24 protein-coding genes, 6 tRNA genes, 1 rRNA gene and 2 other annotated features are annotated in these 21,818 nt (G+C 39.5%); all 31 genes read right to left on the bottom strand.

What is annotated here, in order from left to right:
• Nucleotides 1-42: 42 nt before the first annotated feature.
• Nucleotides 43-651, bottom strand: coding sequence for a class I SAM-dependent methyltransferase (locus AC58NB_RS15755; RefSeq protein ID WP_497427760.1), 609 nt, complete (start codon nt 649-651; stop codon nt 43-45).
• Nucleotides 652-781: 130 nt separating this feature from the next.
• The gene (gene rplL / locus AC58NB_RS15750) at nt 782-1,144 is read right to left on the bottom strand and encodes a 50S ribosomal protein L7/L12 (protein ID WP_066103019.1); all 363 of its coding nucleotides are present in this window, start codon (nt 1,142-1,144) and stop codon (nt 782-784) included.
• A gap of 59 nt (nt 1,145-1,203) precedes the next feature.
• On the bottom strand, nt 1,204-1,710 hold the full coding sequence (rplJ, locus tag AC58NB_RS15745; protein WP_497427759.1) for a 50S ribosomal protein L10: 507 nt from the start codon (nt 1,708-1,710) through the stop codon (nt 1,204-1,206).
• Between the two features lie 30 nt (nt 1,711-1,740).
• Nucleotides 1,741-1,885, bottom strand: a sequence feature (ribosomal protein L10 leader region).
• A gap of 66 nt (nt 1,886-1,951) precedes the next feature.
• A complete protein-coding gene (rplA, locus tag AC58NB_RS15740) occupies nt 1,952-2,641 on the bottom strand; it encodes a 50S ribosomal protein L1 (RefSeq protein ID WP_497427758.1) in 690 nt (229 codons plus the stop codon).
• A gap of 94 nt (nt 2,642-2,735) precedes the next feature.
• Entirely contained in the window at nt 2,736-3,161 is a 426-nt protein-coding gene (rplK, locus tag AC58NB_RS15735) for a 50S ribosomal protein L11 (RefSeq protein WP_497427757.1), read from the bottom strand.
• 178 nt (nt 3,162-3,339) lie between these two features.
• Nucleotides 3,340-3,873 carry a transcription termination/antitermination protein NusG gene (nusG, locus tag AC58NB_RS15730; protein WP_497427756.1) on the bottom strand — a complete coding sequence of 178 codons (534 nt, stop codon included), beginning with the start codon at nt 3,871-3,873 and terminating at the stop codon, nt 3,340-3,342.
• A gap of 223 nt (nt 3,874-4,096) precedes the next feature.
• Nucleotides 4,097-4,279, bottom strand: a complete 183-nt coding sequence (gene secE, locus AC58NB_RS15725) for a preprotein translocase subunit SecE (RefSeq protein ID WP_497427755.1) — start codon at nt 4,277-4,279, stop codon at nt 4,097-4,099.
• A 45-nt stretch (nt 4,280-4,324) separates the two neighbouring features.
• Nucleotides 4,325-4,477 (bottom strand): 50S ribosomal protein L33, encoded by a 153-nt coding sequence (gene rpmG / locus AC58NB_RS15720; protein ID WP_497427754.1) that lies wholly within the window; start codon nt 4,475-4,477, stop codon nt 4,325-4,327.
• Nucleotides 4,478-4,579: 102 nt separating this feature from the next.
• Nucleotides 4,580-5,197 carry an RNA polymerase sporulation sigma factor SigH gene (gene sigH, locus AC58NB_RS15715; RefSeq protein WP_497427801.1) on the bottom strand — a complete coding sequence of 206 codons (618 nt, stop codon included), beginning with the start codon at nt 5,195-5,197 and terminating at the stop codon, nt 4,580-4,582.
• 90 nt (nt 5,198-5,287) lie between these two features.
• The gene (locus AC58NB_RS15710; RefSeq protein ID WP_497427753.1) at nt 5,288-5,800 is read right to left on the bottom strand and encodes an NYN domain-containing protein; all 513 of its coding nucleotides are present in this window, start codon (nt 5,798-5,800) and stop codon (nt 5,288-5,290) included.
• 3 nt (nt 5,801-5,803) lie between these two features.
• On the bottom strand, nt 5,804-6,547 hold the full coding sequence (rlmB, locus tag AC58NB_RS15705; RefSeq protein WP_497427752.1) for a 23S rRNA (guanosine(2251)-2'-O)-methyltransferase RlmB: 744 nt from the start codon (nt 6,545-6,547) through the stop codon (nt 5,804-5,806).
• A 2-nt stretch (nt 6,548-6,549) separates the two neighbouring features.
• Nucleotides 6,550-6,963 (bottom strand): Mini-ribonuclease 3, encoded by a 414-nt coding sequence (locus AC58NB_RS15700; RefSeq protein ID WP_497427751.1) that lies wholly within the window; start codon nt 6,961-6,963, stop codon nt 6,550-6,552.
• Between the two features lie 4 nt (nt 6,964-6,967).
• The gene (gene cysS, locus AC58NB_RS15695; RefSeq protein ID WP_497427750.1) at nt 6,968-8,365 is read right to left on the bottom strand and encodes a cysteine--tRNA ligase; all 1,398 of its coding nucleotides are present in this window, start codon (nt 8,363-8,365) and stop codon (nt 6,968-6,970) included.
• On the bottom strand, nt 8,346-9,011 hold the full coding sequence (cysE, locus tag AC58NB_RS15690) for a serine O-acetyltransferase (RefSeq protein ID WP_497427749.1): 666 nt from the start codon (nt 9,009-9,011) through the stop codon (nt 8,346-8,348). Before cysE ends, cysS begins: the two co-directional genes overlap by 20 nt.
• 181 nt (nt 9,012-9,192) lie before the next feature.
• Nucleotides 9,193-9,429, bottom strand: a binding site (T-box leader).
• A gap of 43 nt (nt 9,430-9,472) precedes the next feature.
• Nucleotides 9,473-10,930 (bottom strand): glutamate--tRNA ligase, encoded by a 1,458-nt coding sequence (gene gltX / locus AC58NB_RS15685; RefSeq protein ID WP_497427748.1) that lies wholly within the window; start codon nt 10,928-10,930, stop codon nt 9,473-9,475.
• Between the two features lie 80 nt (nt 10,931-11,010).
• Nucleotides 11,011-11,487: a 2-C-methyl-D-erythritol 2,4-cyclodiphosphate synthase gene (ispF, locus tag AC58NB_RS15680; protein WP_497427747.1), complete on the bottom strand. Its 477-nt coding sequence runs from the start codon at nt 11,485-11,487 to the stop codon at nt 11,011-11,013.
• Nucleotides 11,484-12,182, bottom strand: a complete 699-nt coding sequence (ispD, locus tag AC58NB_RS15675) for a 2-C-methyl-D-erythritol 4-phosphate cytidylyltransferase (RefSeq protein WP_497427746.1) — start codon at nt 12,180-12,182, stop codon at nt 11,484-11,486. The genes ispF and ispD overlap by 4 nt, the downstream gene beginning before the upstream one ends.
• Before the next feature lie 154 nt (nt 12,183-12,336).
• Entirely contained in the window at nt 12,337-13,431 is a 1,095-nt protein-coding gene (locus AC58NB_RS15670) for a PIN/TRAM domain-containing protein (protein ID WP_497427745.1), read from the bottom strand.
• Nucleotides 13,432-13,608: 177 nt separating this feature from the next.
• Nucleotides 13,609-14,679, bottom strand: coding sequence for a DNA integrity scanning diadenylate cyclase DisA (gene disA / locus AC58NB_RS15665; RefSeq protein WP_497427744.1), 1,071 nt, complete (start codon nt 14,677-14,679; stop codon nt 13,609-13,611).
• A gap of 5 nt (nt 14,680-14,684) precedes the next feature.
• Nucleotides 14,685-16,064, bottom strand: a complete 1,380-nt coding sequence (gene radA / locus AC58NB_RS15660; RefSeq protein ID WP_497427743.1) for a DNA repair protein RadA — start codon at nt 16,062-16,064, stop codon at nt 14,685-14,687.
• A 170-nt stretch (nt 16,065-16,234) separates the two neighbouring features.
• A complete protein-coding gene (gene clpC / locus AC58NB_RS15655; RefSeq protein ID WP_497427742.1) occupies nt 16,235-18,652 on the bottom strand; it encodes an ATP-dependent protease ATP-binding subunit ClpC in 2,418 nt (805 codons plus the stop codon).
• A gap of 12 nt (nt 18,653-18,664) precedes the next feature.
• The gene (gene mcsB / locus AC58NB_RS15650; RefSeq protein WP_497427741.1) at nt 18,665-19,744 is read right to left on the bottom strand and encodes a protein-arginine kinase McsB; all 1,080 of its coding nucleotides are present in this window, start codon (nt 19,742-19,744) and stop codon (nt 18,665-18,667) included.
• Entirely contained in the window at nt 19,741-20,298 is a 558-nt protein-coding gene (gene mcsA, locus AC58NB_RS15645) for a protein-arginine kinase activator protein McsA (protein WP_497427740.1), read from the bottom strand. The genes mcsB and mcsA overlap by 4 nt, the downstream gene beginning before the upstream one ends.
• Before the next feature lie 24 nt (nt 20,299-20,322).
• Nucleotides 20,323-20,784 (bottom strand): CtsR family transcriptional regulator, encoded by a 462-nt coding sequence (locus AC58NB_RS15640; RefSeq protein WP_497427739.1) that lies wholly within the window; start codon nt 20,782-20,784, stop codon nt 20,323-20,325.
• Between the two features lie 250 nt (nt 20,785-21,034).
• A 5S ribosomal RNA gene (gene rrf, locus AC58NB_RS15635) occupies nt 21,035-21,151 on the bottom strand.
• A 3-nt stretch (nt 21,152-21,154) separates the two neighbouring features.
• Nucleotides 21,155-21,230 (bottom strand) — tRNA-Ala (locus AC58NB_RS15630).
• A 12-nt stretch (nt 21,231-21,242) separates the two neighbouring features.
• Nucleotides 21,243-21,319: transfer RNA gene (locus AC58NB_RS15625), tRNA-Pro, on the bottom strand.
• 5 nt (nt 21,320-21,324) lie between these two features.
• A tRNA-Arg gene (locus AC58NB_RS15620) sits at nt 21,325-21,401 on the bottom strand.
• Nucleotides 21,402-21,410: 9 nt separating this feature from the next.
• Nucleotides 21,411-21,496 (bottom strand) — tRNA-Leu (locus AC58NB_RS15615).
• Between the two features lie 14 nt (nt 21,497-21,510).
• A tRNA-Gly gene (locus AC58NB_RS15610) sits at nt 21,511-21,585 on the bottom strand.
• Between the two features lie 78 nt (nt 21,586-21,663).
• Nucleotides 21,664-21,736: transfer RNA gene (locus AC58NB_RS15605), tRNA-Lys, on the bottom strand.
• Nucleotides 21,737-21,818: the final 82 nt, after the last annotated feature.

The following is a 21,818-nucleotide window of genomic DNA, read 5'->3' as shown; positions in this document are numbered from 1 at the left end:
TATATATGCATTTTCTAATATTAACATAGGCATATTGTCAAGTCAAACTTTTTTAGACTTCAAAATATAGTAGCCTTTTTTCTTTAAAATGACCTCAATATTACCAAAAACATCTTTCATTTTATCCATAGCAGAAGGAGCTCCTTGCTTCTTTTGGATGACAATCCACAACTCTCCGCCATCCTGCAATAGACCCTTACTCTGCTCAAGTATTTCATGGACTACTTTTTTTCCAGCTCTTATTGGCGGATTGGAAACAACAGCGGCAAATCCTGTTTCTTTTACATTTTGAAAGACTGAGCTCTCATATATTTCAACATTTTCAATCTCATTAATTCGAGCATTTTCGCCTGACAAACGGATTGCCCGTTCATTCACATCAACCATATGAATAGTTCGCTGTGAATATGAGTCAGCCAGAGATAAACCTATCGGACCATATCCACAACCAACATCAATCATCGGCTGATTACCAGGAACTTCAGGCTCAACAAAAGCCTCTATTAATAGCCTCGAACCATAATCAACCTCACGTTTAGAGAAAACACCAGCATCTGTTTTGAATCGGAATGTTTTCCCTCTCAAAGTAAAGTTCCATTCATCAGGATTACTATTAACCTGAGGATTGCGGGAATAATAATGATCTGACACTCCAGATCCCTCCTGACCAATTCCATTATGGATTGTATTTAAAGAAACCAGAACAACTGACTTTTATTCATAAAGTCAGAAAAAGCCCGCTGTATTCGCAGCGAGCCTTTTCATATAAAAGAGTGTAAAATTACTTAACTTCTACACCAGCGCCAACTTCTTCAAGTTTAGCTTTGATTTCTTCAGCTTCATCTTTAGAAACGCCTTCTTTGATAGCTTTAGGAGTGTTATCAACAACTTCCTTCGCTTCTTTAAGACCAAGGCCAGTGATTTCACGTACAACTTTGATAACTTTGATTTTTTGATCTCCAGCAGAAGCTAGAACAACATCAAATTCAGTTTTTTCAGCTGCAGCTTCTCCGCCAGCAGCACCAACCATAGCTACAGGAGCAGCTGCAGTTACGCCAAATTCTTCTTCAATTGCTTTTACAAGATCGTTAAGTTCTAAAACAGTCATATTTTTAACTGCTTCAATGATTTGTTCTTTAGTCATTATAAGTTCCTCCTTAGTTTTAGTAAATCGTTATACACGTATTTCTTATCAAGAAGCAATTAAGCTCCTTGTTCTTCTTTTTGATCTGCCACTGCTTTTGTAGCAAGCGCCAAGTTGCGGATAGGTGCTTGAAGCACGCTGAGCAACATAGAAAGCAAACCTTCGCGAGATGGAAGTTCTGCAAGAGCTTTAACTTCTTCAACAGTTGCAACGTTTCCTTCGATAACACCCGCTTTAATTTCTAAAGCTTCGTGTTTTTTAGCGAAGTCGTTCAAGATTTTAGCCGGAGCTACAACGTCTTCAGTACTGAATGCAATCGCATTTGGTCCAGTAAGAGCTTCGTTAAGGTCAGAAAGTTCAGCTTGGTCAGCCGCACGGCGAGTCATAGAGTTTTTGTAAACTTTGAACTCGATGCCAGCATCACGTAGTTGTTTACGAAGTTCTGTCACTTCAGCAACGTTTAATCCACGGTAGTCAACAACGACTGTGGATACACTGTCTTTCAGTTTGCCAGCAATTTCGTCAACAATTTGTTTTTTTGCATTGATATTAACCGCATTGCTCATATTAACACCTCCTGTAGAATGTTACCATTCACACCCGTAAAAAAACCTCCACATCTGACAGACATGGAGGTACGATGATAGTCCGAACAAAATAGTTCTATTATGATCGAATACCTCGGCAGGGAATTAAGCTGGTAAGAGCTCCTGCTGTCTATGGCATAAATGTTAAGTTAGTTTATTTAATAACAACATGTGCAATTATATAAGATAATTACCACGCTGTCAAATCTATTTTTTTAGCTTAGAAAGTAGAAGCGTCTACTTTGATTCCAGGTCCCATAGTTGTAGTCACAGCTACATTCTTCATGTAAGTACCTTTAGAAGCTGCTGGCTTCGCTTTTTGAAGTGTTTCAAAAATTGTAGTGAAGTTTTCAACTAGCTTGCTATCTTCAAAGGAAACTTTTCCGATAGGTACATGAATGTTACCTGCTTTATCAACACGGTATTCTACTTTACCAGCTTTAATTTCATTGATTGCTTTTTCAACATCAAATGTAACAGTTCCAGTTTTAGGGTTTGGCATTAAACCTTTAGGTCCTAATACACGACCTAATTTACCAACTTCACCCATCATGTCAGGAGTTGCTACGATTACATCAAAGTCGAACCAACCTTGTTGGATTTTGTTGATGTAGTCAGTATCTCCAACATAATCAGCACCTGCAGCTTCAGCTTCTTTAAGCTTTTCACCTTTAGCAAATACTAATACACGTTGTGTTTTACCAGTACCGTTTGGAAGAACAACCGCACCACGGATTTGTTGATCAGCTTTCTTAGGATCAACTCCAAGACGGAATGCTACTTCTACAGTTGCATCGAATTTAGTGAAGCTTGTTTTCTTCGCTAATTCAATTGCTTCTGTTACGGAATAAGCTTTTGTACGATCGATAAGCTGAAGAGCTTCAGCGTATTTTTTAGTTTTCTTAGCCATTATATTTATCCTCCTAATATTGTGGTTTTAACGGAATTGACCTCCCACGAAAAAGGTTGCGATGTACCGTACATTCGCAACCTCCATACAACAATTAGTCTTCGATGACAATTCCCATACTGCGTGCAGTACCTTCTACCATACGCATAGCTGATTCAACATTTGCTGCATTTAAGTCAGGCATTTTGGATTCAGCGATTTCACGTACTTTGTCACGCTTAACTGTTGCCACTTTATTACGGTTTGGTTCACCAGAACCAGACTCGATTCCTGCTGCTTTCTTAAGAAGAACAGCTGCTGGAGGAGTTTTCGTAATGAAAGTGAAAGAACGGTCTTCAAATACTGTGATTTCTACAGGGATGATAAGACCTGCTTGTTCTGCTGTACGAGCATTAAACTCTTTACAGAAACCCATGATGTTAACACCTGCTTGACCCAATGCTGGACCAACCGGTGGAGCTGGATTAGCTTTAGCTGCAGGGATCTGCAATTTCACGATTTTAATTACTTTTTTAGCCACGAGACACACCTCCTTATCGTCCGTGATGTGGTAAATGGGCTTTGCCCTCCCACTCAAATATACAATCATTCTTTATTTCACTCATAAAGAATTTACCATTAGTTCAGGTCTCAATTTTGAGACATACTGACCCTTGAAATATTATCACTTTTTAATATGAAAGGCAAGTTATTCAGGATTATAATTTTTCCACCTGGTCAAAATCCAATTCTACTGGGGTATCTCTGCCAAACATATTAACAAGAACTTTCAGTTTGCCCTTAGCTTTATCCAGTTCTTCTATCGTACCTGCAAATTCTGCAAAAGGACCTTCTTTGACTGTAACAGAGTCGCCAACAAACAAATCAATTTCAATTCTTTTTTCATCCATACCCATTCTTTTTAGAATCACTGCTGCTTCTTCAGGCAATAGTGGAATTGGCTTGGAACCTGATCCTGTTGAACCTACAAACCCTGTTACCCCTGGTGTATTACGGACAACATACCAGGAATCATCTGTCATAACAATTTCCACCAGCACATATCCTGGGAAAACTTTTTTCTTAACTACTTTCTTTTTACCATTTTTGAAATCAGTTTCTTCTTCTTCGGGAACAATGACGCGGAAGATTTTATCTTGCATCCCCATTGATTCCACACGTTTTTCTAAATTTGCTTTTACTTTATTTTCATATCCGGAATACGTATGAACTACATACCAATTTTTCTCCATATTCTATTAGGACTTAACGTCCTTCCCTCCTTGCAAACAGTGATATTTTTAATATACCTATTGTCAGCTATTATTTTTACTTTTGTTGCTCTCACACATCAGCAGGTTCCTGATCCATAACGACTCTAGCTTTTTTAGACAAATTAAAAAACCCGTTTCCGGGCTTTTGAGGTCTTTTTTATTATGCTAGTTTCATTATACCATGTTTCGTACTGTTTATTCATTATTTAAGAATGAGACGAATAAGTTCAGATAATCCCAAATCAACAACCGCAAAAAATACAGCCATAATAATCACTGTGGATAAAACAGTTATTGTATAGGTTGTAAGCTCTTTTTTCTTAGGCCAGCTTACTTTTTTCATTTCTCGAGAAACGCCTCGGAAGAATTCTAGAATGCGTCGCATTTATTTGAAACCTCCAGCCAATACAGTTTTACAATTCTAATAAAATTAGATTGTTTGTTTATGAGGTGTATGAGTATTACATGTTTTGCAAAATTTATTAAGCTCCAGCCTCACCTTTTCTTGGCTTGACTGGTTATAATTTGTTGAATAATTCCTAGATCCACATATTGTGCATGCGATAATAATTTTTTTATTCATAATTGCACCTTTATCTCTTTTAACAAGTCATCTCAAATTTATCATGTAGAAAATTGTCTGTCAATAAGGGTGGTAAAGATATAACCCTATTGCTATTGCGAACTATCGAACTTCTAAATAACGTTCCAATTTACGCTTTACTCTCTGCAATGCATTATCAATTGATTTGACATGTCTATTCAATTCTTCGGATATTTCCTGATAGGATTGCCCATCTAAGTATAGAGACAGAACTTTTCTTTCCAGATCACTTAATAATTCAGCCATTTTAAGCTCAATATAATCAAATTCTTCCTGATTAATAATTAATTCCTCAGGATCCATGACTTTAACTCCCGTAATGACATCCATCAGTGTACGGTCTGATTCTTCATCATAAATCGGCTTGTCCAAAGAAACATAGGAATTGAGCGGTATATGTTTCTGACGTGTTGCCGTTTTTATAGCCGTAATGATTTGCCTGGTAATACATAACTCAGCAAACGCTTTAAAGGATGTAAGCTTGTCCTCCTTATAATCTCTGATGGCTTTGAATAATCCAATCATGCCTTCCTGAACAATATCTTCTTTGTCTGCACCTATTAAAAAATAGGTTCTCGCTTTAGCCCTTACAAAGTTTCTGTATTTGTGGATCAAAAAATCCAGGGCCCCGCTGTCCCCCTGATGAACTCGGTCGACTAAAAGTTCATCTTCCATAAGACCATAATCACCGTCCAGCATTACCCCGATAGAAATTGCCACATCGATCCCTCCGTAGGATACCAAAGATAGCAATATTATACAGTAAGCGTTTTTATAGCGTCAATGGTCTCATAGATTTCCTCTTCGCCATTTTTCGAACATTTCCGACACTTCTCGAGTGAGCGGGATTCTGGAAACAGGTTGTTCATCCTTTGTTTGCACGACCTTTTTTTCAATCTCTTTTTCAACAAATTCCATCTCCTGCAACAGTTCACGAGCAGATTTCCGATATGCTCCCTGTGCAAAGATTGTTCGTTGCTCCGTGTAATCTGATGTCGCAACATACACTCGGGTATTTATTTTTATTAATTTAGAAGCTAACCGTTCTATACATTCATCAGCTGTTTCATTTTCCTTTGTAAAAATGACATCAACTTTGGAGTTTCTATACTTTTTCTCTGTCCCCTGAACGAAGTAAGCATCAAAAACAATTATGACCTGGTGTCCGGAAAAACCTTGAAATTCAGCCATCATTTCAATTAACCGGTCTCTAGCAGCAGCAAGATCCTGATCCCGCAATACGCGAAGATCAGGCCATGCTCCTATAATATTATAGCCATCTACCACCAGTATGGTTTTCATCCTTTATCCCTCTAGCGGAGATCGCTTCCTGTATACTTCATACATCAGCAAGCTGGCTGCCACACTTGCATTGAGAGAGGTAACATGTCCAACCATTGGTAAATGGTAGAGGAAATCGCATTTTTCCTTAATCACCCGGCTAATCCCTTTACCTTCACTGCCAATCACAATTCCAAGAGGCATCGTTCCATCCATTCTTCGGTAATCCTGACTTCCCTTCGCATCAGTGCCAGCAATCCAAACTCCTCGCTCTTTTAACTCTTCAATCGTCCGTGATAAATTCGTTACTCTAGCTACCGGAACATGCTCAATCGCACCTGTCGATGACTTGGCAACAGTAGCTGTCAGACCAACCGCTCTCCGCTTTGGAATAATGATACCATGGACACCGGATGCATCAGCCGTTCTGAGGATGGACCCCAAATTATGCGGATCTTCCAACTCATCCAGCAATAAAATAAATGGATCTTCCTGCCTGGATTCTGCCAATTTAAATATATCGTCAATTTCTGCATATTGATAAGCAGCTACTTGCGCAATAACTCCCTGGTGATTTCCTTCAACCATTTGATCCAGTTTTTTCTTTGGTGCTGTTTGGATCATCACCTTATTTTCTTTTGCAACGGCGATTACCTGTTGAATTTGCCCTTTTGTGGCTCCCTCTGCAATCCATATCTTATGGATATCGCGGTCAGAACGCAATGCTTCGAGGACCGTATTACGTCCCATAATTAAGTCTTCACTCATTTTCACCCTTCACTCCTCTCTTTAAATTGGATCGCCAACTCTATAATTTCATCCAGACGACCCTGGTTCTTGCTGCCATAGAGATAACCGATTAACGCTTCAAAAGCGGTGCTATATCGATACGTTTGCACATCCGTATTTTTGGGGATGGTACCTGACTTAGCGTTCCTCCCTCTGCGTATAATGGCTTCTTCCTCTTCAGTCAATAAGTGTTCATTTAATAAATAATGTACGACAGCACTTTGCGACTTAGCAGATACGTATTTCGTTGCTTCTTTATGGAGTTTATTCGGTTTTACTTGTCCAATAGACAGTAAGTGATGCCGAATATATACTTCATAAACCGCATCTCCAATATAGGCGAGTGCTAAACTCCCCAGTGAATTTACATCTAATTCTTTTAAATCCTCAAGCATTTATTTATCCCCGTTTCCAGCGTGTACCTTGGGCAGTATCTTCTAAAATGATATTCATTGCTTTTAATTCATCTCTAATTTCATCAGAGCGGGTAAAATTACGCTCTTTTCTTGCCCGATTACGTTCTTCAATTAATTTTTCCACTACGGCATCAAGTGTCTGTTCAACCTCAAGTTTAATACCCAAAACATCAAATAAAATACGAAATTCATTCAAAAATGCTTCAATAACTGTTTCGGATGTTACTTTTTCTAATAAATAGTAGTTTCCTTGCCTGGATAGTTCAAACAATACTGAAATAGCATTGGCTGTATTGAAATCATCATCCATTGCCTCTTCAAACATAGCGTGCAATTCCCCGATTTTTTCAAACCATTCCGCATCATTATGAGCAATATTTGTACTTGCCGTTTGGCGGTGTTTTAAATTTTCGTAAGTAGTTCGCAAGCGGTCCAATGAGATCTTGGTTGCTTCTAGCAACTCTTCGCTGTAATTAATCGGGTTTCTGTAATGGACAGACAGGATAAAGAATCTTAATACTGTTGGATCATGATGCTTAATAATATCATGTACAGTAACAAAGTTTCCGAGCGATTTAGACATTTTCTCATTATCAATATTAATATAGCCATTATGCATCCAGTAATTTGCGAAAGGCTTTTCAGTTAAAGCTTCCGTCTGAGCGATTTCGTTTTCATGGTGAGGGAATGCTAAATCCTGTCCTCCTGCATGAATATCAATGGTTTCGCCTAAATATTTCTTAGCCATTGCAGAACATTCTATATGCCAGCCTGGTCTACCTTTCCCCCATGGACTTTCCCAAGATATCTCACCATCTTTTGCCGCTTTCCACAAAGTAAAATCAAGTGCATCCTGTTTTCTTTCATCCACTTCTATTCTTGCGCCCACCCGGAGCTCATCGATGGACTGGTGAGAAAGCTTACCGTATCCTTTGAATTCTCTGGTACGGTAGTAAACATCCCCACCGGATTCATAAGCCATTCCTTTGTCTATTAAGGCTTGGATAAATTCAATAATAAGATCCATATTTTCCATGACTCTTGGATGCTCATCTGCTTTTTTACAACCAAGGGCTCCAACATCTTCAAAATAAGCTTCAATGAACCTGTCCGCTATGGCAGGAACATCTTCTCCCAGTTCACGCGCCGCTTTAATTAATTTGTCATCGACGTCCGTAAAGTTAGAAACAAATTTTACATCATAGCCTTTATATTGTAAGTAATTGCGAACTGTATCAAATACAATTGCCGGTCTTGCATTCCCTATATGGATATAGTTATATACAGTCGGACCGCATACATACATCTTCACCTTTCCCTCTTCTATCGGCTGAAACGTTTCTTTTTTTCTTGTCAACGTATTATAAATTTGTATGCTCACCTTTTTTTAACTCCTTTCGCAATTCCAGTAACTCATTCTTTAAAGATTCAATTTCCCGCTCCAAGCAATTGCAACGATCTCCGACCGGGTCTGGTAAATCACGGTGATTCAGATCGTGTTTTAAGCGCACACCATCTTTAATAACCACCTTACCCGGAATACCGACAACCGTTGAGTTGGCAGGGACATCTTTTAAAACCACCGATCCTGCCCCAAGTTTTGAATTCTCTCCTATAACAATAGACCCCAGCACTTTAGCTCCCGTCGCAATTAATACATTATCTTTAATTGTTGGATGTCGCTTGCCAGACTCTTTTCCAGTACCGCCAAGGGTAACCCCCTGATATACAGTCACATTATCGCCAATTTCACAAGTCTCGCCAATAACGACACCCATACCATGGTCAATAAAAAAACGTCTGCCGATGGTAGCTCCCGGGTGTATTTCGATTCCGGTTAAAAACCGGCTAAACTGAGATATAATCCTCGCTATAAATTTAAAGTTTCTTTTATAAAATGCATGGGCAATTCGGTGATTCCATATAGCATGTAAACCTGAATAAGTCAGGATAATTTCAATCGTAGATCTCGCTGCAGGGTCCTGCTCAAATATCACATCTATATCTTCCTTTAACCGTCTCCACATATGTTACCCCTCCTTAAACGCATAAAAGCAAAACATGTTCTTTCTATCCTTTACATCGAACGTTACAAAAGATGGGAACACGGTTACTTATTCCTGCACTCGAGATAGTAGTATGTCAAGCATCCTCTACTCCCCACCATCGGACCATTTTTACAATAAAAAAAGCGCCCTGTCCTTAATAGACAGAGACGCTTGTATGGCGCGGTTCCACTCTGTTTGAGCTAATACTTGCCCCAACTTTCCCTTTTTTAACGACAATGGGTATGCCGCCTCCCTCTACTGACTAGTTTTCTAGCGTTCAAAGAAGGGCTCAGGGGTGCATTCAGATTAAGAGCGTTTTAACCACTTCCAGCCAATGGTGGTTATTCTCTAGCAAACATCTTCTTTAATCCTACTTCTCCCCATTCATCACTTTTTAGTATGAATGTTTAACTATACTATATTACATTCCAGTTAAAATGTTAACGTAAAAGTTCTTCTAATTGAGAGATCACTCGATCTCGTCCAAAAAGCTCAATTGCTTTCGGTAGGTCAGGACCATGGGCTTGTCCGGTTACAGCAACACGGATAGGCATAAATAATTTTTTACCTTTATGTCCTGTTTCCTTTTGCACTCGTTTAATCGCAGCCTTAATCTCACTATTGGCGAACTCAGGCATATTTTTCACTTCTTCAAGGAAGGCTTTCAATACTTCAGGGACCTGTTCTTCTCCCAGTATTTCCTTCGCCTCATCATTATATACAATTTCTTTCTTAAAGAAGATCTCTGATAAATCAACGATTTCCGCTCCATAGCTCATTTGATCTTGATATAAAGCTACCAGCTTCTGAACCCATTTATGTTCTTCCTCAGTCATCTCTGTTGATACAAGACCGGCTTTCTGTAAATGAGGCAATGCCAATTCAAGTACTCGTTCGATATCGACCGTTTTCATATATTGGTTATTCATCCATGTTAGCTTTTGTTTATCAAATAGAGCTGGCGATTTAGACAATCGATCCGCATCAAAAATCGAGATAAAATCATCCTTCGAGAAGATTTCTTCTTCTCCGCTTGGTGACCATCCCAACAGGGCAATAAAATTGAACAGCGCCTCAGGTAAATAGCCAAGCTCTTCATACTGCTCAATAAACTGAATAATGGATTCATCACGCTTACTCAGTTTTTTACGGCTTTCATTCACAATCAATGTCATATGTCCAAAAATAGGGGCATCCCAGTCAAACGCTTCATACACCATAAGTTGCTTAGGGGTATTCGTAATATGGTCATCTCCACGAAGAACATGAGAGATTTCCATCAAATGATCATCAATAGCTACTGCAAAGTTATAAGTAGGAATTCCGTCTTTTTTAATGATGACAAAGTCACCGATTCCATCAGATTCAAACGATACTTCACCCTTAACCATATCGTTGAATGTATATACTTTACCTTTTGGTACAGCAAAACGAATACTTGGTTTTCTTCCTTCTGCTTCGAGCCTTGTACGGTCTTCTTCAGTCAGATGACGGCATTTACCGGAATAAGCCGGTGTTTCATTCCGCTCCATCTGTTCTGCGCGTTCCTTTTCAAGCTCTTCTTCTGTGCAATAGCATTTATAAGCTAAATCTCTTTTCATAAGATCACGATAATATTCCTCATAAATGTGCGTACGTTCTGATTGGCGATAAGGTCCATATGCACCTGGTACATCCACGCTTTCATCCCAATCCATACCCAGCCATTTTAAATACTTTAACTGGCTTTCTTCTCCACCAGCAATATTTCTTTTTGAATCTGTATCTTCAATCCGTATGATAAAGCTGCCACCCTGGCTGCGTGCAAATAGATAATTAAATAAAGCTGTTCTGGCATTCCCGATATGTAGATGTCCAGTCGGGCTTGGAGCGTACCGAACACGTATACTGCTAGTCATTAATATTTCCTCCCAAATGATAAAGTACTTAAGTAGGATTCATTTTACCATTAATTTATTCTCGTTTAAAACCACCAGTTCTATTCTTTTAATAAAAGAACTGTCACATGAGCTGCAATACCCTCACCTCTGCCTGGAAATCCAAGCTTCTCAGTTGTAGTAGCTTTTACATTTACCTGTTCCATTTCTCCTTCAAGTAACTGAGCTATCACTTCTCTCATTTGATCAATATACGGGCGCATTTTTGGCCGCTCTGCAATGATTGTACAATCAATATTACCAAGCTTATACCCCTTTTGTTTTACTAACTTCCAAACGTGGGCTAAAAGCTTTTTCGAATCAGCATCTTTAAACGATGGGTCTGTATCTGGGAAGTGCTTCCCGATGTCACCCTCTGCCACGGCCCCTAAACACGCATCTGCTACGGTATGGAGCAAAACATCTGCATCAGAATGTCCAAGTAACCCCTTTTCATGGGGAATGGTAATACCCCCAATAATTAATGGGCGTCCTTCTACTAATTGATGTACATCAAATCCCTGTCCTATTCTAATCATAGTGAACTCCTTTTTTTGATTTTCTCCAGTATGGCTTCAGCGAAATATAAATCCTCTGGTGTAGTGATTTTGATATTATCGTAATTTCCTTCAGTAATGGCTACCCTTTTTCCGATTTGCTCAACAAGACTCGCGTCATCTGTCCCGAGATATTCCGCTGCCACTGCCGCTTCATGCGCTTCCTTTAAAAGGGACACACGAAAAGCTTGCGGGGTTTGAATCGCCCACAAGCTTGATCGATCAATTGTTTTCTCAACAAGATTGTCTTTAGCCTGTTTAATCGTATCCTTAACAGGTACTGCCAATACGCTTCCTCCGTATCGCTTCGCATCAGCTATTAATTTTTTTATTATAGAATGGTTAATAAACGGTCTTGCTCCATCATGCACAAGAACAATATCTGTCTTTCCGCTTAAGAGATCCAATCCGTTATGGACGCTGTATTGTCTCTCACTGCCACCACTCGTTAATATGACAGGAATCGGAAGTGATAACGTATGAATCAGTTTATCGAATTCCTCTTTTTCCGCTGGATTGATTGGCAAAATAATTTGCTTACAATGCTTATCTGTACCAAACACACTCAAGGTATGAGCTATGATTGGCTTGTTCTTCAATTCAATCCATAGCTTATTCTTATTTGCCTGCATTCTCTTTCCTTGCCCTGCAGCAGGGATAATCACTTCATAATCCATTGTATACTCCTATAATATCAATTACATCTCGTTTCGTCCGTCACACATTGGCTGTACAAATTGCCATTGGCGCTTCTTTTATAAACTTGTAAGTGCGTCATTAAAGAATGTTGCATTCCTACTGTCAAAAAGCATTTTTAACTCGTAATTCTTTTTATAGCGCTTTTTCTATCAATTTGGGTTTTGCAAATATCATCCGTCCGGCAGAGGTTTGTAATACGGAAGTAACGATTACCTGAATCTTTTTGCCAATATAATTTCTGCCTTCCTCTACAACGATCATCGTTCCATCATCAAGATACGCAACGCCCTGATTTTGTTCTTTACCATCTTTTATAACCTGTACGTGCATTTCTTCGCCTGGAATGACAACTGGCTTGACTGCATTGGCTAGTTCATTAATATTTAGTACCTGTACATTTTGAAATTCACATACTTTATTTAAATTAAAATCATTGGTTACAACAATTCCGTCTAATAATTTAGCTAACTTAACCAATTTACTATCTACTTCCGGTGTGTCTTCGAAGTCACCTTCATACATTTCAACTTCAATTGGAAGCTCTTTTTGAATTCTATTAAGAATATCCAAACCTCTTCGTCCTCTTGTTCTCTTCAATGCATCGGAAGAATCGGCAATATGCTGAAGTTCACCAAGAACAAATTGCGGAATTACAATCGGTCCTTCTAAAAATCCAGTTTTACAAATATCTGCAATACGTCCATCGATAATTACACTTGTATCGAGAACTTTTCTTTTTATATTTGGGTGAGGTGTCTCTGTATCGCTATCTGGACCTGCACCTTTTTTCTTTGTTTTAACTGAAGTTGTCACAAGGCTGGTTAACTCATCTCGCTTTTTAAAACCTACCTGAAAGCCTAAATAACCAAAAATCAATGTCAATAGAATTGGAGCCACTGTGTTAATGATTGGCACCTGAATTGAATTCAGCGGAAGACCAATTAGGAATGCCATTAGAAGTCCAAGCAAAAGCCCCATACTTCCAAATATGATATCAGTGATGGGAGCAATAATTAACTGTTCTTCCACCCATTTAACAAAATGTACTACATGATCAACCATCCAGAAAGTAATGATATAAAAAATAATTGCACCTGCGAGACCAGTAAAGATGGTATTAGTAATAAATGAATTATCAGTTATTAATGAAAATAGATCTGGTAATACGATTATTCCTATAGCTCCTCCTACAATTAAGAAACACAGTTGTATAATTCTTTTTAACATTCTTTCACCTCCCATTAAATATTATAAACGAGGACTTTCAAGCATTAATAGTTTTTAGCGATTAATTAATTTGCTGTAAAGAAGTTGTAATTGCCCTGTAACAAAATTTGGTCATCTTATTTCCTATTATACCCTTGTTATGCGTCAGATAAATGTCAGAACTGGCAGAAATTCATTTTATAAGCTTTGATGACCAATTTCTCTTTTTATATGTCTAAGCCCTTGGTGGATTTTTTTCGCTCTTACCTCTCCAATACCCTCTACTTCATCTAAATCCTCTACGCTTGCATTTAACAAGTTAGATAACTTCCCAAACCTCTTAACCAAATTATGAATTATGCTGAATGGCAATCTTGGGATCTTATGAAGCGCCCGATAGCCACAGGGAGATACAATTTGTTCTATTGGTACAAAGCCTGTGTATCCAAGGGTTTTCATAATGGCTGTATCCTCTACAGACTCTGAATAGGATAAATCAATAAATGATTGAAAAACCTCTTCGGGTTTTAGTCCTTCAGAATCGATAATATAGTCCTTTAATACAAGCATAACTTCCTGCTCTACCAGATGCAGCATTTCATGTAATTGCAAACGCAACAGCCTTCCTTCCACCCCTAATTCATTCATATAGGTCAGAAGCTCGGTTTTAATTCTCATCACCATTATAAGCCTCTGCATCACATAGAGAATATCCGCATATGTTACCATCTCTTCGAATTCCAGCTTACTTAAATTATTGATGCTTTCCTGTAAAACAGAGCGATATCTCTCAAGCGTTTGCATCGCTTGATTTGCTTTCGTCAATATAACCGATAATTCCCGCAGTACATATCGAAGATTACCTTGGTAGAGTGTAATAATATTTCTCCGTTGTGAAATGGCAATAACTAACGCCTTTGTCTCTTTGGCTATTCTCTCAGCCGTCCGGTGTCTCATCCCGGTTTCCATTGATGGTATCGTTTTGTCTGGGACGAGATGTGCATTGGCCAGCATGATGGTATCCACTTTCTCATTAAGAATAATGGCCCCGTCCATTTTTGCTAGTTCATATAAATAACTGGGGGAAAAAGGGCAGCCGATTTTAAAGCCTCCATCTACCAGGGTTTTGACTTTATCGTTGTAACCAACCACTATTAAACCGCCAGTATTCGCACGCAGAACATTATTAAGACCTTCCCTTAATGGTGTGCCCGGAGATACCAACTGAATAATTTGCGCCTTGGCTCTTTCCGCTGCCTTTTTGTCCATTAAACTTAACCCCCTAGTGCATATTTTAACGCTTCACTAACCGAACTTACTCCAATTACTTTGATTCCTGACGGTGGAGTCCATCCACCCAAATTATTAGCAGGGACTATAATTCGTTCAAAACCAAGTTTTTCTGCTTCTTTTACTCTTTGTTCAATACGGGATACCCTTCTTACTTCACCTGTTAATCCAACCTCTCCTACAATACAATCTGTTGCCCTTGTAGGTACATCTCTAAAACCTGAAGCTATACTAACAATAATAGCTAGATCTACAGCAGGCTCTCCAAGCTTTACACCACCCGTAACCTTCAGGTAGGCGTCTTGATTTTGAAGTAAGAGGCCGACTCTTTTCTCTAACACAGCCATCAATAAAGAGACTCGATTATGGTCAATTCCCGTTGACATCCTTCTTGGATTTGGAAAAATAGATGGGGATATAAGGGCTTGTATCTCTACCAATATAGGTCTTGTTCCTTCCATAGAGGCTACGACAGTTGAACCCGCTGCCCCCTGGGAGCGCTCTTCAAGGAATATTTCAGAAGGGTTTAATACTTCTTCCAGTCCCTCTTCCTTCATCTCAAATATGCCCATCTCATTTGTAGATCCAAATCTATTTTTAACTGCCCTTAATATTCGATATGTATGATGGCGTTCCCCTTCAAAGTAGAGCACCGTATCCACCATATGTTCCAACAATCTGGGACCGGCAATATTCCCCTCTTTTGTTACATGGCCTACAATAAAAATCGCAATTCCTTTTGTCTTAGCCAATCTCATCAATTCAGCCGTACATTCCCGAACTTGTGATACACTACCTGGAGCAGAAGTTACATCTGGATGAAATACCGTTTGAATAGAGTCTATGATCACAAAATTAGGATTCAATTCATTGATAGCATGTTCAATCATCCCCATATCCGTCTCGGAATAGACATAGAGATGTTCTGAAGACACTCCAAGCCTGACAGCTCTCAATTTTGTTTGCTTAACTGATTCCTCACCAGATATGTACAAGACATCATGATTATTATTCGCCAATTGTGATGAAACTTGCAGTAATAAAGTGGATTTCCCAATACCCGGATCTCCACCTATCAATAAAAGGGATCCTGGGACAATCCCCCCACCAAGCACTCGATTGAGTTCATTCGAGTCTGTCAATACGCGTGGTTCCTGTTCCGTACCTATAGAAGTAATAGAGGTCGGTTTTGTCATCGCCTGGTCTGAATGGGTAAAGGCTGTACGTCTTTGATTTTTATTAGCTGTTATTTCAACTTCTTCTGTCATAGTGTTCCACTCATTACAACCAGGGCATTTCCCCATCCATTTTGCAGATTCATATCCGCAACTTTGACAGATAAATTTTGTTTTCTTCTTTGCCATATTCCTATTAATCCTCTCCTGGAGAATAAATTATACTCTACTTTTATTTACTCTTTTATTTTACGGATTATATCGTCTTTCTTATTCTAATTATTTGTCATTATCATGTTTTTTATAGCTACCTGCAAGGAAAGGGCACAACCCTATGGCAGTGCCCTCTTCCGATATTGTTACTTACCAGCTATTACTTGATCCTCTGTAATGGCTTTAAACTCTCCATCAACCACATCGATTACTATTTTCTTACCTTTTTCAATCTTTCCTCTCAACAGCTCTTCTGATAAGAAATCTTCAACATGTTTTTGGATAGATCTTCTCAAAGGACGTGCTCCATAATCGGGATCATAGCCTTCCTCTACAATTTTTCCTTTCGCCGCTTCAGTCAGTTCAAGAATAATATCCTGCTCAGCCAAGCGTTTAATCAATTGGTCACCCAGCAATGTTACAATTGATTTCAAATGTTCTTTTTCCAAGGAATGGAATACAATGATTTCATCAATTCTATTAAGGAATTCAGGACGGAAGGCACGTTTCAATTCTTCCATTACCTGGCCTTGGTCCTGCATATTGAATCCAACATATCTGTTCTTCTTCAAACTATGTGCTCCAACATTGGAAGTCAAAATCAGAATAGTGTTTCGGAAGTCAACTGTCCTTCCTTTTGAGTCTGTCAAACGGCCATCTTCCAACACTTGTAGCAAGATATTAAAGACATCTGGATGTGCCTTTTCAATTTCGTCAAGAAGCACAACGGAATATGGCTTACGACGAACTTTTTCTGTCAATTGCCCGCCTTCTTCATAACCGACATATCCTGGAGGGGATCCAACAAGGCGTGAAGTTGAATGTTTCTCCATATATTCAGACATATCAATCCTGATCATGGCATCCTCATCGCCAAACATAGATTCGGCCAGCGCTCTTGCTAACTCTGTTTTACCAACCCCAGTAGGCCCAAGGAAGATAAAGGACCCGATTGGACGTTTAGGATCTTTCAGACCTGCTCTTGCTCTACGCACAGCCTTAGAAATGGCTTTAACTGCCTCTTCTTGGCCAATTACACGGTTATGGAGAATTTCCTCCATGTTCAAAAGTTTATCAGACTCAGTTTGTGCAAGTTTCGTAACCGGAATACCAGTCCAGCTGGATACAACATGCGCTATATCCTCTACTGTCACTTCGCTGTTTTCTTTTCCTTGCTTTTCTTTCCAATCTCGTTTTGTATTCTCAAGTTCTTCGCGCAATTTTTGTTCGATATCTCGTAATGATGCAGCTTTTTCAAATTCCTGGCTTTGAACAGCCGCATCTTTCTCTTTGCGCGCCTCTTCCAAACGAACTTCAAGCTCTTTTAAATTTGGCGGAGTTGTATAGGAACGAAGTCTTACCTTAGAACCAGATTCATCAATTAAATCAATCGCCTTATCCGGCAAGAATCGATCAGCAATATACCTGTCGGAAAGCTTAACTGCCGCATCAATTGCTTCGTCTGTAATGGAAACTCTGTGATGGGCTTCATAGCGATCGCGTAAACCTTTAAGTATTTGAATGGATTCCTCAATCGTTGGCTCATCCACCTGAATTGGTTGGAAGCGTCTTTCAAGAGCGGCATCTTTTTCAATATATTTTCGATACTCATCAAGTGTAGTAGCACCTATACATTGTAATTCCCCTCTTGCCAAGGATGGTTTCAGAATATTTGAAGCATCAATTGCCCCTTCTGCTCCCCCTGCACCAATTAATGTATGAAGCTCATCAATAAACAGGATTACATTGCCGGCAGCACGAATTTCATCCATTACTTTTTTAAGACGATCTTCAAATTCGCCTCGATACTTTGTTCCAGCAACCACGGTACCCATATCGAGCGTCATAACTCTTTTATCACGAAGGATTTCAGGAACCTCATTATTTACAATCTGTTGAGCAAGCCCTTCAGCAATCGCTGTTTTACCTACTCCCGGTTCACCGATAAGCACAGGGTTGTTTTTAGTACGGCGGCTTAAAACCTCAATGACCCGTTGTATTTCTTTGCCACGCCCTATGACGGGATCCAGACTTCCTTCTCTGGCAATCGCAGTCAGATCACGAGCAAGGCTATCTAAAGTAGGGGTACTTGCTGCAGAAGATGAGCCCCCCTGATGAATACCTGCTTCATTACTTCCCAACAGTTGCAATACCTGTTGCCTTGCTTTATTAAGGCTTACACCCAGGTTATTCAGAACACGGGCTGCTACACCTTCACCTTCACGGATTAATCCTAATAAAACATGCTCAGTACCCACATAGGAATGTCCCAGCTTTCTTGCTTCATCCATAGACAATTCAATTACTTTTTTTGCACGAGGAGTATAATGAATTGTTTGTACAGTCTCAGACCCTTTACCTATCAGGTTTTCAACCTCTTCCTGAATTTTTTCAGGACTTAACCCAAGAGCATAGAGAGCTTTAGCAGCAATCCCGTCACCTTCTCTTACTAAACCAAGCAGGATATGTTCAGTGCCAATATTATTATGTCCAAGTCTAATTGCCTCTTCCTGGGCAAGTGCCAATACTTTTTGAGCTCTTTCCGTAAATCGACCAAACATCATTATATGTTCCTCCTATTCTTCTTGTGCTTTATCTTCCATCCTCAGTCTTTCTCTGATTAAAGTAGCCCTTCGAATATCTCTATTTTTTGGATTCAACTCTCCTCCTGCATAACGCTGAAGGAATCCAGGCTGTGTAACAATCATTAATTCATTTAATATATGTTTTGTTATGTTCGGGATGTACCCTAAATCAATGCCTAATCTGACATCAGATAAACATTTTGCCGCCTCTTTGGACTCAATAATTCTTGCATGAGAGAGTATACCAAGTGAACGGAAAACCCTATCTTCCAATTGTATGTTTGATGATTGTACTAATGTGTCCCTTGCCGCTTTTTCCTGCATAATAATCTGACCAACTACACTGGTCAAATCATCAACGATGTCTTCCTCGGTCTTTCCGAGCGTCATTTGATTAGAAATTTGAAATATATTTCCCAGTGCCTCACTGCCCTCACCATAAATACCGCGGACAACCAACCCCAATTGATTAATAGCTGATACAACCCTATCTATCTGTCTTGTTAAAACAATTCCCGGTAAATGCACCATAACCGAAGCTCTTAATCCTGTCCCGACATTCGTCGGACAGCTTGTTAAGTATCCAACTTTCTCATCGAATGCATAATCCAATTCACTTTCCACCCAATCATCAATGCGGCTTGCTACTTCGAGAGCTTCGGCAATTTGCAAACCGGGGAATAAGCATTGAATCCGTATATGATCTTCTTCATTGATCATTATGCTTACTTCCTCATTTTCTGATATAAGGCAGGCTCCAACATCTTTATGTTTTGCCAACAGAGGGCTTATTAAGTGCTTCTCTACCAGCACTTGTTTATCTAATGGCTGTAGATTTTCCATTTTTACCATTTCAAGATGTCCTAAACCTGAAAGATACTGACCACTAATACGATCTTCTACTTTTTTTAGCAATCTTTTAGCATCTTCCTGTGAAAAAACGGTTGGAAATGCAATGTCTTTCACATTTCTGGCTAATCGGACCCTAGAGCTTAAAACTATATCACTTTCTGGTCCTTCCTGGTTCATCCATGAGCTGATTGCATGTTCCATAAAGTGTTCAATGGTCATCTATGCTCGCCCCCTTCTTGAGAGGCTTCTATTTCTTTCTCCAGTAACCTAATCTGATCACGGATTTCCGCTGCCTTTTCAAATTCCTCTGCCTCTACATGGCCATTAATTTTAGCCTTCAGCTCATTAATTCGTTTTCTTATATGTAAAGTTCCGCCAGCTCTTTTAGGGATTTTTCCATTATGATGAACATTACCACCATGAAGTTTTTTTAAGACTGATTCTAAATATGGAGTAAATGTCTTATAACATTCCGAACATCCAAACCTTCCGATGTTAACAAATTCACGATAGGTTAATCCACAATTGGGACATGTCAATTGATCTTCATTACTAAAAGATGATTTTGAATTAGCCGATTTCATACTTAATCCCATATTTAATAATCCAGCTAATAGATTATTGAATGATATATTGCCACTATCATGAAGCATAAAGAAATCACCTTTTTCTTCAGCGCAATATTCACAAAGGTTTACTTCTGTTTGTTTGCCGTTGATGATTTTGCTTACCTTCATCGTAGCTGGTCTTTCATTACATTCCTGACAAAGCATGATTCTCACCCTCTCCATAACAAATCACTTATATCTTAATGTCATAAACATGGCTTTTAATATCCTTGCGCGCAGTTCATCTCTTTCAGGCAAATCATAATGAAGGACAGAGCGGTCCATTACACTCATCATTATTTTTGCTTCTCGTACAGAGATAATTTCTTCCTCAACTAATCGTGCAATTAAATCTTCTGAATTACTTTGAGAAATACGCTGCCCAACCAAATTACTGATTTGTTCTATTAAATGTGCTCTATCATGAGATTGTACCCGCATTATACGAATGTAACCTCCGCCACCCCGTTTACTTTCTACGAGATAACCTCTTTCAATTGTAAAACGTGTATTGATGACATAATTAATTTGAGAGGGGACGCATTGAAATTTATCAGCAATTTCACTTCTTTTTATCTCAACTAATTCTTTCTCGCTTAAATCTAGAACGCTCTTTAAATAATTTTCAATAATATCGGAAATGTTTTTCATAAAGGCTCCCCCTCTCAGCGCTTTGACTTTGACTATATTTGACTATAATTATACAAAAGCATCCTCAATTTGGCAATCTTTATACTTTAACCTAACTTATTATATGTATAGGGTATGTCCTCTTTTATCAAATAACCAATACTTCAATTCTACCCAAATTTCCTTTTTTAAAACCCTTAAAATCCCTGATAATTGGGGGATATTCCCTGAAAAAACAAAAAAACCAGTTCAATTTGAACTGGTTTTGGCTGCCCGGCAACGTCCTACTCTCACAGGGACTCGCGTCCCAACTACCATCGGCGCTGAAGAGCTTAACTTCCGTGTTCGGAATGGGAACGGGTGTGGCCTCTTCGCCATCATTACCGGACTATGGTGGAGCCTAGCGGGATCGAACCGCTGACCTCCTGCGTGCAAAGCAGGCGCTCTCCCAGCTGAGCTAAGGCCCCATATTTTTCAAATGGTCGGGAAGACAGGATTCGAACCTGCGACCCCTTGGTCCCAAACCAAGTGCTCTACCAAGCTGAGCTACTTCCCGATAAATGGCGCGCCCGAGAGGAGTCGAACCCCTAACCTTTTGATCCGTAGTCAAACGCTCTATCCAATTGAGCTACGGGCGCATATAAGAGTGCCGAGGGCCGGTCTCGAACCGGCACGGTAGTCACCTACCGCAGGATTTTAAGTCCTGTGCGTCTGCCAATTCCGCCACCCCGGCATATAACTTGGCATTGGAGCGGAAGACGGGATTCGAACCCGCGACCCCCACCTTGGCAAGGTGATGTTCTACCACTGAACTACTTCCGCAAAATATAAGCAAACCAGTGAATGGAACTTATGCCAACGAGGTTATGTTCCTGCTCACTCGCTTCTATATAAAAAAAATGAGCCATGAAGGACTCGAACCTTCGACCCTCTGATTAAAAGTCAGATGCTCTACCGACTGAGCTAATGGCTCACAATAATGGTGGAGGATGACGGGATCGAACCGCCGACCCTCTGCTTGTAAGGCAGATGCTCTCCCAGCTGAGCTAATCCTC

The organism is Pradoshia sp. TA40_28, from assembly GCF_059694525.1.
This window is presented reverse-complemented; position numbering and strand designations above follow the sequence as displayed.